Below are 13,569 nucleotides of genomic sequence, written 5' to 3'. Positions count from 1 at the left end.
GAAAGACAATTGATCAATAATTAGTACAATGAATTGTTTAATCTGAGGGCCTAGACAGACAGACAATGGGCTTAAGCAACCTCCTCCAGCACTTGGAGAGGAGAGCCAATCTCGTACGCCTCTCGGCGTTTTTCGTGGGAAGCCGTCAGCCAATAAACACAATTTTTGAGTGCCCACAGAGAAGGTCGTGTTCCATTTGAAACACGTTGTTGGCCCAAGTGCCTGCAGCCAATTGCCTTGAGTGCATTCTTCAGCTTGCTAGGTTTGTCGAAGTTTATGCCGCTTTGCCTCAAAGCTCTTTGCACGTCTGAAAGAGTACAAACCTCTCTGAGCGGGTGCTTCATTTCTTGAATTAACTCGCGCAGGTGCTGCTCCAAAGGCGGCTCGCTCTGTTCGATCAATCGCTCTTTACCAACAGTCATTGGTGGCCTCGCTTTTGGCTCGAAGTCACTGAGGTCAATGCTTTCGAAGTAAGACTTCAAGATTCCCAGATTGCCCTTCCACCATTCGTAGAAGCTGCTCCAATATTCTGGTGAACGGGACGGAGCGTGAGTTTGGATCACAAAGAAACGTCGATCCTGTTGTTCAACTAGAATCGGTGCATCGAGGTTTGAGACGAAAACCCAATTCGTAAAATTGCGCATCTCTCTGGCTTTTTCATACTTCTCATCAACAGCAACCGTGCTGCTCGTGAGGATAGTTTTCAGCCTGTTGTATGCGTTCCGACCGCTCCCAAGATTTAGCTCGTCTAAAACCACAAAGACTTTGTTTTTGAGATAGGACTGAAACTGGCTGTCCATCTCACCTGATGTAGTCTCGCGCGTATTCTCCCATCCAAGCATATGCCGCCAGATTTGGGTCAATGTGGTCTTTCCGTTGCCTTGGATTGGGGATTGAAGAAGCAAGGCATGGCTTAACTTCTTACCGGGGTTGCGAATGGTCCATGCCATCATTTTGATTAGATGATCTCGCTCCAGCCCGTTGGGAACAAGATGTTCTAGGAATTCCGTAAATGGCTTCCAATCACCTTTGATTGCTTCGATATTGGGGGCTCGATAACAATTGTAGAATCTCTCTCCAGCTCGCTCAAAAGCACCTTCCGGCTGGGACGGCTCGTACTCAAGGCTTAGAACCTTTTCTACAAGGCCCTCGTCCGTGAGATATTTGGCCAAAGTTCCCTTCTCGAAAACGAACTTGTCTCCAAAGTTCATCGAAAAGGCGCTTGGGTCGAGTGCCTGCTGAGTAGCAGGCGACCAAAAATGGTTTGAACCGGCTACGTAAATCCAGCCATTTGCTATTCTAAGCCATGCAGTTGGCCGTTCTCTGCCGCTCTTCCAAGCACTAGCAAGAGTGCTGTCGATCTCTGCTACGTCGAGGCCAATAACCAATGCTTCCGTGCGAAGTTCGTCCGCAACAAGTTCCCATTCGATGCCGATTGCGGCCACATGATTAGCTAGCTTCACTGCGACCTTGAACAGTTCGTCGTTTCGCTGGCCCTCTTCTAGTTTTCGAATTTGGGTGAAGCCATCTTGGAGCTCCCTATCGAACCAAGCGCTATAACGCCCCGCTTCAATGAAGCGAGAATTTCTCTTTGTACCGGATCGGGGTGATTGGCGATTTGGCTTTGCTAGAAGTTTGAGCAGGCTTTCCGGAAGTTCCGCAAATGGGCAGTCCATTGGTGAGATATCCCACTCGTACATCGCACCAGTCGGATGCTGTGAACCAGCTCCAATCACTAGGCCTCCATCACCACGGAAGTTTAATTCTACATCTTTGATTTTTGTGCGATTGCCTATCCGATAGGAAGGATGACGAAAATAGAGGTGCCGGCCTTTCGCTGTCCGCACTGAAGGCGTCTTAGGGAGATCAAGATCGTCTACTAGTTTCTGAGCCGCAGGACTATCAACGTCGAGAACGATGACTCCGCTGGCTTGTCCAGTGATTATGGCCACGTTGGCGATCCTACCCTGCCACGCTTGGATGGTTTCATCCGAAGCAGAATGTTCTTGGTATTTCTTCCAGCCTTGGGCTGGCTTCTTCTCTCCTCTAGGCACTATGCAAACACTGAAACCAAGCGATGCAAGGTATTTGAAGTCGGGACGATCTTGGTAAGTTACTTTATTCTGGGGCATAAACGCGCTCCTTGGTTAGAATTGGAGCAACTGAGAGCTTTGTAAGAAACAGATTCAGAATCGGAGCGCGTTTAAAAATCAGATTCAGAAACAGTTTGAAGATCAATACAGCTCTCAGCTGCAAGAGTTGTAATACAACAAGCGAGAATCAATGTCTCGCTTGGTGAAGTGATACCAACCTGAACCGACGATAAATCAATGGTTTGAGAGTTTGTCGATGCGATCTCTGACGGCGTTCGGGGCTAGGTGAGTATAGCGAAAGAGCATCCGCGCATCTCTGTGGCCAGAAATTAGAGCCACCTCTGGCACACTCAGACCTATTTCGAAAAAACGGGAAATTGCTTCGTGCCGCAAGTCATGAAACCTTAGGTCTTGAATCTCAGCCCTGTGGCAAGCTCGCCTCCAACTTTGCCGAAGAGCATTTGGTGTCAGCGGAAAGGCAAAGCCTGCATCCTCACCCAATCCTTCCAAGAGAGTGGCGGCTGGCTTTGTGAGCGGAATTGTTCGGTCTGAGCCATTCTTTGTGTCACGGATTAGAGCCGTCCGGCAATCAAGGTCGATGTCTTTCCATGTTAACCTGAGAAGCTCGCCTCGCCGTAAAGCCGTTTCAAGAGCCAGCAATACCAAAGGACGGACTAGCGGATTTCTGCCCTTATCAATGGCTGCCAGCAATGCCTCTAGCTCTCCCGGCTTAAGCCTACGCTCCCTCGCATCTTTTGCGGCTGGAATAGATATTTGAGCAACGGGGTTTTCTCTTAGTGGCACGCCCCATTCTTTTCGGGCGATTTCTAGGACGCTCCGAATGATGCCAAGCTCTCGCCTGACAGTAGTTGGTTTCACCTGATTCAGCCTGTGATCGCGATAATCTGCCAAGGCAGAACCAGTTAGATTTGAAATGGAAAGCTGCGCGAAAGGAGCGTCTTGCATTTTGGCGAGCCGTAGTAACTCGGTCACAGCGCCCTTTTTCTTTGGCGCTACCTCTTTGCTATAGCGATTGAGAAGCAGCGAGACGGTGGTTTCACGACCTCTTTTGGTTTCCACCCTTCCGTGGCCGTTATCGATAGCCGCCTCTTCCTCTCTAGCCCACTGTTGGGCAGCGGAGTGGCTCTCGAATGATTTGAATCGAGGGCGAAAACCTTTTCTTCGTATCTGTACGAACCAGCTGCTTCCTCGCTTATTGATTGACGCCATTCTCGTTTCCTTGTGTCACCAGTGTGTCACAAGCATTCGAAGTCCGAAGAACTGGCCAGAGATGTGATCCGATTAACGGATGAAACACCAAATTTTACAACACCTTATGGTTGCAGTGTGATGGCGCACCCGAGAGGATTCGAACCTCTGGCCTCTGCCTTCGGAGGGCAGCGCTCTATCCAGCTGAGCTACGGGTGCGGGTCAGGCGGTTACCTGCGCCTTGATTTCCAAAGCGAAACGGCGCTTAGCAAAGGGGTGGCGGGCTTGCCAGCCCAAAACTATATGCACTCACACCGCTCTCCCATTAGCGTTTTGGCAAGTGCTCGGTGCTAGTGCCCTCATACTATGGACATACCCACGCCCAGATTCACCAAACCTGCAGGACAGGAGCCGCGCGATACCAGCAGCAAGCTGAGCCGTCAGTGGACTGCTGTGCAAGACGCCGGACAGGCAGTGGCGATGATGGCCGGACTCGCCCCTGAAAAGCCCAACAGCAAGATCCGCAATTTTCCAGCATTGATCAAGGACGTGGAGGGTTGGCGGTTGGAACTGGCCAAGAGCCACATTACCGACATGGCCGCCATGATGCAGCCAGGCGTAGCCGCTTTGCTCGCGGTCAATGCGCGAGGGCAGGATGCCACGGCGGCGGCTCTGACTTTGTGGCGCGAATATCATGCAACGCGCGAGGCAGTGTTGGCATTGCTCCCCGAATCCGGGAAGATGGGTCCACCACGATCAGCATGAACGCTTGACCAAGTTCTTGCTATGTTCCACATGCGGGATATGGTGAGTCAATCAGCTACGCGAACTTTATCGGCGCTATCGCATTTCAAAGCGCAAGATGTCGCGCGCGGTATTCAGCGGCTGTTCGCGCGCAACGATATCTGGTGCATTCCGGAGATGCCGCTGCGCAACAATCGCCGCGCCGATTTGATGGGAATTGACCCCAAAGGGCGGGTTGTGATTGTTGAGATCAAGGTCAGCAGGGCAGATTTACAGGGCGACCATAAATGGCCCGATTATCTGGATTTTTGCGACAAGTTCTATTGGGGTTTGCCGCCTGATCTGGATCGCTCGCCATTAAGAAGCGAAGGTTTTCAGCCAGAAAACTGCGGAGTAATTGTAGGCGACGACTATGATGCGGAAATTGTCCGTCCAGCACCATCACACCCTCTGGCGGCCGCACGGCGCAAAACGGAAGTTGAGCGACTTGCCCGGGCGGCGCTGCGCAGACACACGGTTTACAGTGATCCGGAGTGCCCGAACCCGGCCCGCCTTTGATCCGTACCATTAGTTCTGTCGTTAAAGGCCAGTCTCCGCCATAGAGGCGCAATGCTTACCGCAATCATTATTTCGGCACTGGCAATGACGGCAATTGTCGCGGTCCGCTACCTGATCACCAGTGGCGCATTCGCCTGGGCTACAAAGCGCGTGCGCCCTGGCCTTTATGATCCGCTGGATGGACAGATCCGCAAAGAGATCGGCTGGTCGCTACTTTCTGCAGCGATCTATGGGGTACCGGCGGGGATCATTGCTTGGGGGTGGCAGAACCGGGGTTGGACGCAGATTTACACTGATTTTGCCGATTATCCGCTGTGGTATTTGCCGCTGTCTTTGCTCATCTATCTGTTCCTCCACGATACGTGGTTTTACTGGACGCATCGTTGGATGCATCAGCCCAAGCTGTTCAAAATGGCGCATGCCGTTCATCATGCCAGCCGACCACCAACCGCATGGGCGGCAATGAGCTTTCACCCGCTGGAGGCGATTACCGGCGCGGTTGTTATTCCTGCACTGGTACTGCTGATTCCGATTCATGTTGCCATGCTCGGTCTGGTTCTCACGGTGATGACCATTATGGGGGTTACCAATCATATGGGTTGGGAGATGTTCCCTCGCTTTCTTGTTCATTCCAAGTTGGGGAAAGGGCTGATAACAGCCAGCCACCACCAGCGTCATCACGAGGCATATACATGCAATTACGGACTATATTTCCGGTTCTGGGACAAACTTTGCGGCACCGACGCTGGAATTTCAGACGCGCTGGTGCGCTGAGGGGGACTGTCGGACGCGTTTGTGCGGTAGCCTTGTTGCCCGCTTCGACTCTCTTGCTGAGCGGCAATACACTTGCGCAGGATGGCGCCAAGACCAGCACGGTAAAAGTCACCGTGACCAATCTGCGCAACACGAAAGGCGTAGTGCGCGCTTGCATGACCACCAATCCCAAGCTGTTCCCTAAATGCCGCGGCGAGGCTAACGCCTATTCGGTGACGGTTCCGGCGGCGAAAACGGTCGCGCTGCGCTTTAAGGATGTAAAACCGGGTCGCTATGCGATTGCCCTGCTGCATGACGAGAATAATAACGGCAAAGCCGACCGCGCATTGATGATGATGCCCAAAGAGGGGTTTGGCTTCTCACGCGATGCCAAGGTTCGCATGGGCCCGCCCAAATTCAAATCAGCTGCATTTGACGTCACGGCAGAAGATCAATCGCAATCGATCACAATGCGCTACATGCTGTAATGTGACGTCACACCGCCGCGTAGCGCGAAATCGATCTTAACGCATTGTTTACCACGCGGCTTCATAAGAACCCCTGAACTAATACCAAGGGGGCTGTTGAAGCCATGGATACGTTGCGCGGAAATTTCGGATCGACGGATTACCAGTCCGATCAAGATGATTACGACAATTCGGACGACGAAACCGGTGGCGAACTGCCGCCAACCGCCATTGGTACGGACGAACGCCGCATGCAAGTGCGCGCCTACAATCATTGGGCCGGTCAGCTCGACGATCGCAACTTCCCCTCCATCGAAGATCTGGAGCCCGATGAGCTAAACGATTTTGGGCCCTACAGTGTCTTGCTCGATTTCACTGCAGGCATTGAAGATCCTTCAATCCAGTATCTTGGAAAAGAACTTGCTGGCGAATGCGGCACCGAAGCGGAGATTTCCCAACTTTCCGACGTTCCCAGCCGCTCGCTGCTGAGCCGGATCACCGATCACTACATGCAGATCCTCGCCAATCAGGCACCGATTGGTTTCGAGGCGGAATTCGTGAATCAACGCAACGCAACAATCATGTATCGCGGCATCCTGCTTCCCTATTCCAGCGATGGCGAGACGATCGATTTCATTTACGGCGTGATCAATTGGAAAGAGATGGCCGATCAAGCCACGACTGACGAATTGTTGCTCGAAATTGATCAGGCTCTGGAGTTGGATGATTCTGCCCGCGAGCCGGATCCAGTTACTGATTGGGCTGATGGCCCCGGGACCGAAGGGCTGGAACTTGGCATAGAAGACGAAGCGTCCGATATTCCGGTCAGCGTAGATAACAGCGACGACAATAGCCCATTCCCGGCTCCTGCCTTTGGCGGCGATACGTATGAAGACGAGGGCGAAAACGAAGACGAATACGAAGATGATGCAGTCGTCGCGCGCCTATCGTCGTTGATACAACCGCGCACTGGCATCTCTAGTTATTTCGGCTCGAATGAAGACGGTGATGATTGGGACGAGGACGGCTCCGGCATAATCGAGAACCCTGTATCGCCTCTGGCACAAAAGCCGTCTGCACTTCTGCGCAAAAGCACTGTCGATCTTGCTGCCGCTGAGGCAAATGAAGAAACCGGCATGACCGACGAATCTGTCGGTGAGCCGGCTCCGATTGTCGTGAGCAAAAGCGAAGACGGTGGTCTTTATGACTGCCTCGCCGAGGCACGCGAACTTGCGCAGACTGCGCGGACCAGCGAAGATCGCACTCGCTCTGCGCTCTATGCTGCGGTCGGCCGCGCCTATGATGTGAGCCTTGCTGCTCAAGACGCACCGGAAGAATTCGAAGAACTGGTCGCCGAGAACGGCTTGGCCATTCAAGAGCGCGCACCGATGACGCCGATTGTGAAATTGGTCTTTGGTGCGGACTACGACAAAACCCGCTTGACCGAATATGCTTCTGTCCTGTCACACGCACAGCGTGTCGGCATCGGACGCGGCGGACTGGCCGAATTCCTGACGTCTGCAGATGGCGGCCTCAAAGGTGTCGTTCAGGCCGAACGCCGGATCCGTAAAGAAGAAAGCGGTCAGGATGTCGCTCCGCTTGATGCGCCGAAACCATCCATTGCGAAGAAATTGCGCCAGATTGAAGGGCAGCCGCTCGAATCGCTCGATCCGCAAGGTGCAGAGTTTGGCGTGGTGATGATCCGCCGCCTGACAACAGGGGAAATCGTCGTGCTCGGCGAAGTCTCTGAAGACATACCACTGGTCGAGAAAGTTGCGCGCAAGCTGCTAAAGTAAAGCCCGTTTGCCGCTAGGCACGGGAAGCTTGGGCGGCTAGCGTCGCGTCATGCCTGTGTTCAACGAAGCGCCCGTGCGCGTTCAGCCCTATTTTGGATATCGCAATCAGGAACGGCTGGTTATGTCTGCGCGCGCCTTGCGTTCAGGCAAAGCCAACTTCAGCCGTGGCGGGCGCTGGCAAGCGATGCGCACTATGCTATCGCAATTTGCCTCGCGCGAAGTTGGAGGGCTGCAAGTCACGCTTGAAGTTCAGGACTCTGACGGCGAAAAAACGCATCACTTTGGCCAAACCGACAATGAAGGTTTTGTCCATTTTGACGTCGCGATGGCCGACTGCGCCTTGCCCAGCGACCCTATGTGGGATGTTGTTGCGCTCCACTGGACAGACGAAGACGGTGAACAATGCGTAGAGGGGCATGTATTGGCTCCCGGGAAGCGAACAAAGCTCGCTGTTATCTCCGATATCGACGACACCATTATCGAGACCGGCATAACCGGTAGCTTTCGCGCTATCATTCGTAACTGGCGACGTGTCCTCGCCGAAATGCCGGAGGAGCGGTTGCATGTCCCTGGAGTGGATGCTTTCTATAGCTCGCTAGGTGGCGGTACGGTTCTGCAAGACAGCGATGGAATGGGAAAAGCAGTTCCGACGCTTAGCGAACGCCCGTTTTTCTATGTGTCATCAAGCCCATGGAATCTATTTTCCTACCTTGTCGCATTCAAGAAAACACGCGGCCTGCCGCTCGGTCCGATCATGCTGCGCGATTGGGGCTTTGACCGTGAAACGCTCGGCTCAAGCAGCCATGGAGCACATAAACGCAAAGCGATCGACGCCATCCTGAACACCTACCCGGATATGCGTTTTACCTTGATCGGGGATGACAGTCAGGGCGATCTCACTGCTTATGGTGATGTCGTCGCCGATCACCCAGGCCGGATCGCTGCTGTCTTTATCCGCACGGTTGGAACAGACTTCTCGCCAGAGGAAATCGCGGCCAAGGCTTTGATCGGGGCGAACGGCGTGCCGCTGTGGTTGGGTGACGATTACAAAACCGGCGAAGCCTTTCTGAAAGCGACAGGGCTTGCGTCCGATAAAGAAGCCAAGCAAATCGTCACAACAATCGACAAAGCACACCCGAACGATCAGGAAGCGGTCTCCTAATATGGCGAGAAAAGGATTGCGGCGTATGGGATGGGTTCTTCTCATATTGGTGTTGGTGGTCGCCGCGGCAGCGTTGGCCCTGCAATACTCCATCGGACGCAATGGCCCAAAAGTGCTCGACACCGTCGATCGACTGATCGGCGGTGATCGCAACGTCACGCTCGTGCATACCGAGAGTTTAGGCGAGCACGCCAAGCAAAAACTGACGGTCTACCGCGCCGAAGATGACAGTGCAGCCGCTGCCGATTCGAAACCAGTTCTCCTTTTTGTCCATGGTGGCGGCTGGCGCAGCGGCGATATCGACGATTACGGCTTCTTTGCGCGCGGATTCGCGCCCGAGGGTTACGTTGTGGTGCTGGTCGGATACCGGCTTGGTCCCGATGGAATGTTCCCGAACATGCTGGAAGATACCGCCAAGGGCATTGCGTGGACCAGAAACAACATTGCCCAATATGGTGGTGATCCCGATGCAATCTTTATCTCAGGTCATTCTGCAGGGGCCTACAATGTCGCAATGCTAGGGCTGGACCGCCAATGGATAGGACGTGAGGGTCTGGACACCGACGATATCGCCGGTGTGATCGGTATATCCGGACCGTATGATTTCTATCCGTTCGATAGCGAATCGACCAAGCTGGCATTTGGCGGCGCCGAAGATCCTCAGGCTACCCAGCCGGTAAACTTTGCCCGGACCGATGCGCCGCCTTTACTACTGATCCAAGGCGGGAAAGACACTGTTGTGTCCCCCTGCCACGCCCCCGCGCTGGAAGGCGTCGTCACCCAAGCAGGCGGTGAAGCGAAGACGGCTATGTTCTCCGATATGGGTCACAATACGCCCATATTGGCGATGGCCAGTCCTTGGCGCCGGGACAGGACGCTGATCGAGACGATCAACGCGTTCACTGCGAATGTGGTGCGAGCTCGTCAGGCAAAAGCTCCGGACGATACTTCAGTTCCTGTTCAGGCCGAAACCGGCTAGCATCGTCTAATGCGCTTCCTCGCTCCATTCCCTGTGTATTTGGGCCGTCTTCTTGCGGCCATAGCAGCCATCACTCTGGTAGCGCAGCCCGTGGCGGCGCAATCGATCCTGCGGGATGCCGAAACCGAAGCTTTGCTCAACGACATGGCCGCTCCGCTGATCGAAGCGGCGGGTCTGGAGCCCAACAATGTCGATATGGTTTTGATCAACAACCGCTCGATCAACGCATTCGTAGCTGGCGGACAGGCAATCTATATCCATTCGGGTCTGATCGAGGCAGCCGATACCGCCAATGAAGTGCAAGGTGTGATCGCGCACGAATTGGGCCACATCACCGGCGGCCATATCAACCGCATGCGCGACGGGATCGGGACGGCGACCAATATATCGCTTTTGTCGATGCTGGTTGGCGTGGCTGCAGCTTTGGCCGGTGCCGGTGAGGCCGGCATGGGAATTATAGCCGCTGGCCAACAGGCCGCAGTCGGCAAGTTCCTCGCTTTCACCCGCGTTCAGGAAGCCAGCGCAGACGCTGCGGGCGCGGAATATCTCTCGGCAGCGGGCATATCCGGGCGCGGGTCACTGGAGTTTTTCAAAAAACTGCAAAATCTTGAATTCCGCTACGGGCGCAGCCAGGCGGACGAAGCGGAGTTTAGCCGCACCCACCCCTTGTCCGGGGACCGGATCGCCCGCTTGCGCGAGACCTATATTGTCGACCCGGCATGGGATAATCCGGATGATCCGGAGCTGCAGACGCGTTTTGTGCGAGTAAAAGCCAAGCTCTATGGCTATCAGGCCGAGCCAGCGCGCACATTGCAGAAATTTCCCGAGACGCGGCAGGATGTTCCAGCGCGCTACGCCCGTGCCTATGCCTATCACAAAAACGCGCTAATCGAAGAAGCATTGGAGGAGGCCGATGGGTTGCTTGCGGTAGATTCGGAGGACCCGTATTTTCTAGAGCTAAAAGGCCAGGTCCTGCTTGAGTCAGGGCGGCCGGACGAAGCTATTGAACCCCTACGAAAAGCTGCACGCTTGACACGCAACGAACCGCTCATCGCATCGATGTTCGGGCATGCGCTCATCGCCACCGAGGACAAAGAGAATTTTGCCGAAGCCGAGCAGGTTCTGCGCGCCGCGGTGTCGCGCGACCGCTACAATCCGTTTGCGTGGTATCAGTTGGGCGTAGTCTATGCCGCCAATGGTGATATGCCGCGCGCCCGGCTCGCGAGCGCAGAACAGCAAGTGATGAGCCGCCAATATGGTCTGGCGATCCGTAGCGCGCAGTTTGCCGAGGCTGAATTGCCTGTCGGATCGCCTGACTGGATCCGCGCGCAAGATATCGGTTTGCAGGCGCGCGCCGAGCTTGAACGGTTGCAAGACCGCCGCTAGCGCAACAGCATGGCAAAACGGATAGAAAACACCTCTTTGCGTTCGCGGCTTGTCACAGCCCTGATCGCGCTGGCCTTCGGATTTGGCGGTGCTGCTTTGTGGTCGGCAACGGGCATGGGTCATGCGCAAACACGCAGCTACCTGCTTGAAAATCCTGATATTCTCCCAGAAATGGCGGAGAATTTCCAGAAGCAGCAAGCGCGAGAACGTTTGGCCGATATTGCCGATGAAGTCGTCGCACCGTTCCCGGGCGCTGTGATGGGCAATCCAGAAGGCAGCGTTACTCTGGTCGAATTTACCGATTACGGCTGCTCATTCTGCCGCGTGAGCGCCGATCATATTGCCAGCCTGATCGCTAAAAACCCCGAACTCCGCGTCGTTATTCGCGAATGGCCAATTTTCGAAGGCAGCGATAAGGCGGCGCAAATGGCGCTGGCTGCAGCCGAGCAAGGCAAGTTCACCGACTTCCATCTGGAAATGTTCGCCACAGGCCCACCGAGCGAAAGTACGATCATGGATGCAGCGGCATCGGCAGGACTCGATCTGGCTAGGGCAGAGCAATTTATCGCCGGACGAGGCGCGGATTACGAGCTTTCCAAAAACGCGGCGCTAGCAAAACAGCTCGGCTTTGGCGGCACACCAAGCTGGGTCGTCGGCGATCAGGTATTTGAAGGAGCGGTCGGCGAGGCCAAGTTGCAAGAAGCTATCGACGCCGCACGCGAATCGTGATGATTGGCCGCCTGGCGGGTGCGCTCATGGTCGCGGTTATAGCGGTCCCCCTCTCCTCTGCCATCGCACAGAGCGACGATGGTTATGCCGAGTCGCTGCTCGCGCTTCAGAGAATCGATGGGCGGGTCCAAAGCATCGGATGGAAGCTGGTGAAGGGCAATGCGCGTTTTTGCAGCACCACCCGGCTTTCGGTCGGCCTGCTGTTGCAGGACATTCCCGGATACAACCGGCCCGATGACGCGCGCAACGCGGTGGGTGTACAAACCGATTTCGCGATCCAGGCAGTGGCCGAGGGCAGCCCCGCTGCCCGCGCTGGACTACTGCCCAATCAACCCATATCGGCGATTGACGGGCAAAATCTGGCCGAACTGGTGCGCGACGCCAAGGCGACGTTCTTGCGGCTTCAATGGGCGGAAGGCGCACTCCAACACGGTTTAAACACGAATGGCTCTGTCTCGCTGTCGGTCCCCGGAACAGCAGAGCAAGTGATCCTGTCAGGTGAGGCCGTGTGCGCAGCGAATTTGGTGGTGCGTCCATCGGATGACGGCGCGGCAGCGGATGCCAGGTCGCTTTACATTGGCGGGAAGTTCCCCGGCCTGACCTATCCCGATGACGAACTGGCCGCAGCGATGGCCCACGAGTTGGCACACGTCCTTCTCCGCCACCCGCAATGGCTTTCAGAAAACGGCCGAAAGCGGCGCGATATCCGCGCGACAGAGCGCGAGGCGGACCGCATGATGCCATGGCTGCTCGCGAACGCCGGATTTGAGCCACAAGCGGCTACGAGATTCATGCAGCGATGGGGCACCGAAGAGGACAACCGATTTCTTGCAATCCGCCGAACGCATGATGGCTGGGACGAGCGCGTTGAACTTATCGAGGCCGAACTGCCATCAGTGCGCGCGGCGATGGCACGTGATGGAGTTGCCGACTGGTCCAAACAATTCGCGCGAAAGCAGGTGAACTAGGCGGCATCCTCGTTCACATACATCGAGCTGAGCGGCTTCGCCATGACCCGGCGTACCATTGGCTCGAAAAATTCGAGCGGTTCGCTATCATAATTCGGGTCGAACGCAGCCTGATCATATTTTTCGCAAAATTCGGCGCATGCATCGAAATGTGGTTCGTTTCGGAAGCTGTCGCGCACATTACGATCCATGCCGAGGTGATGGAAGAAATAGTACCCTTGGAATGCGCCATGGTGCTGGCAAATCCAATGTTCTTCCTCGGTCACAAACGGCTTGATGATGGCTGCAGCAACGTCAGGATGGTTGTAGGTGCCGAGCGTGTCGCCGATGTCATGCAGCAGCGCCATCACAACATAGCGTTCACCCCGGCCATCACGGTGCGCGCGAGTCGCGGTTTGCAGAGAGTGCTCCAAGCGGCAAACCGGGAATCCGCCGAAATCGCCTTCGAGCAGCTTCAGATGGGTGAGCACACGATCAGAGAGATCCGACGCAAACTCCATGTAATGCTTGCTGATAATCGCCCAGTCTTCGGCGGTGCCCTCTTTCATCTCATGGAATTTCGCACTCTCGCGGGCACTTTCCATCTGACCGGTCTTGATATCCATCGCTGCATCTCCCTGCGGCACCGACCTTACCGCCGATGCACCTTGCCCATCAGCAATACCGCAAGCCGCAACCCGAGTAAAACATATGTGACGTGAGCCGCGGTTTTGGGCTAAAGACTG

General features: G+C 55.1%; 13 protein-coding genes and 1 tRNA gene. 10 read left to right on the top strand and 4 right to left on the bottom strand.

The genetic code is table 11. From position 1 onward, the window contains the following. Positions 1 to 71 precede the first annotated feature (71 nt). From GRI35_RS02300 to GRI35_RS02290, 3 genes are all read right to left on the bottom strand, one after another. Positions 72 to 2,132: a bifunctional DNA primase/polymerase gene (locus tag GRI35_RS02300; protein WP_160612525.1), complete on the bottom strand. Its 2,061-nt coding sequence runs from the start codon at positions 2,130 to 2,132 to the stop codon at positions 72 to 74. Positions 2,133 to 2,327: 195 nt separating this feature from the next. Next, positions 2,328 to 3,323 carry an integrase gene (locus tag GRI35_RS02295; RefSeq protein WP_160612524.1) on the bottom strand — a complete coding sequence of 332 codons (996 nt, stop codon included), beginning with the start codon at positions 3,321 to 3,323 and terminating at the stop codon, positions 2,328 to 2,330. Between the two features lie 121 nt (positions 3,324 to 3,444). Further along, a tRNA-Arg gene (locus GRI35_RS02290) sits at positions 3,445 to 3,521 on the bottom strand. Positions 3,522 to 3,668: 147 nt separating this feature from the next. Here GRI35_RS02290 and GRI35_RS02285 point away from each other — a divergent pair. From GRI35_RS02285 to GRI35_RS02240, 10 genes are all read left to right on the top strand, one after another. Continuing rightward, positions 3,669 to 4,067, top strand: a complete 399-nt coding sequence (locus tag GRI35_RS02285) for a hypothetical protein (RefSeq protein ID WP_160612523.1) — start codon at positions 3,669 to 3,671, stop codon at positions 4,065 to 4,067. A gap of 30 nt (positions 4,068 to 4,097) precedes the next feature. Beyond that, entirely contained in the window at positions 4,098 to 4,604 is a 507-nt protein-coding gene (locus tag GRI35_RS02280) for an MmcB family DNA repair protein (protein WP_160612522.1), read from the top strand. 51 nt (positions 4,605 to 4,655) lie between these two features. Further along, complete coding sequence (locus GRI35_RS02275; RefSeq protein ID WP_160612521.1) at positions 4,656 to 5,378, top strand: sterol desaturase family protein; 723 nt, start codon at positions 4,656 to 4,658, stop codon at positions 5,376 to 5,378. 53 nt (positions 5,379 to 5,431) lie between these two features. After that, positions 5,432 to 5,845, top strand: a complete 414-nt coding sequence (locus tag GRI35_RS02270; protein ID WP_235900103.1) for a DUF2141 domain-containing protein — start codon at positions 5,432 to 5,434, stop codon at positions 5,843 to 5,845. Positions 5,846 to 5,949: 104 nt separating this feature from the next. After that, on the top strand, positions 5,950 to 7,620 hold the full coding sequence (locus GRI35_RS02265) for a PAS domain-containing protein (protein ID WP_160612519.1): 1,671 nt from the start codon (positions 5,950 to 5,952) through the stop codon (positions 7,618 to 7,620). A gap of 49 nt (positions 7,621 to 7,669) precedes the next feature. Further along, positions 7,670 to 8,782, top strand: coding sequence for an App1 family protein (locus GRI35_RS02260; RefSeq protein ID WP_160612518.1), 1,113 nt, complete (start codon positions 7,670 to 7,672; stop codon positions 8,780 to 8,782). Positions 8,783 to 8,807: 25 nt separating this feature from the next. Continuing rightward, on the top strand, positions 8,808 to 9,761 hold the full coding sequence (locus GRI35_RS02255; RefSeq protein WP_160612517.1) for an alpha/beta hydrolase: 954 nt from the start codon (positions 8,808 to 8,810) through the stop codon (positions 9,759 to 9,761). Positions 9,762 to 9,770: 9 nt separating this feature from the next. Continuing rightward, a complete protein-coding gene (locus GRI35_RS02250; RefSeq protein WP_160612516.1) occupies positions 9,771 to 11,147 on the top strand; it encodes a M48 family metalloprotease in 1,377 nt (458 codons plus the stop codon). A 9-nt stretch (positions 11,148 to 11,156) separates the two neighbouring features. Then, entirely contained in the window at positions 11,157 to 11,876 is a 720-nt protein-coding gene (locus GRI35_RS02245; protein WP_160612515.1) for a DsbA family protein, read from the top strand. Then, the gene (locus GRI35_RS02240) at positions 11,876 to 12,844 is read left to right on the top strand and encodes a hypothetical protein (RefSeq protein WP_160612514.1); all 969 of its coding nucleotides are present in this window, start codon (positions 11,876 to 11,878) and stop codon (positions 12,842 to 12,844) included. The genes GRI35_RS02245 and GRI35_RS02240 overlap by 1 nt, the downstream gene beginning before the upstream one ends. Here the strand turns inward: GRI35_RS02240 and GRI35_RS02235 are convergent. Next, positions 12,841 to 13,449, bottom strand: a complete 609-nt coding sequence (locus tag GRI35_RS02235; RefSeq protein WP_235900102.1) for an HD domain-containing protein — start codon at positions 13,447 to 13,449, stop codon at positions 12,841 to 12,843. The two genes, GRI35_RS02240 and GRI35_RS02235, sit on opposite strands and share 4 nt — an antisense overlap. Positions 13,450 to 13,569 lie beyond the last annotated feature (120 nt).

It is taken from the genome of Pontixanthobacter aestiaquae, assembly GCF_009827455.1.
Classification (GTDB): Bacteria; Pseudomonadota; Alphaproteobacteria; order Sphingomonadales; family Sphingomonadaceae; genus Pontixanthobacter; species Pontixanthobacter aestiaquae.
The sequence above is the reverse complement of the archived record's forward strand: the minus strand, read 5'-3'. Positions and strand labels throughout refer to the sequence as shown.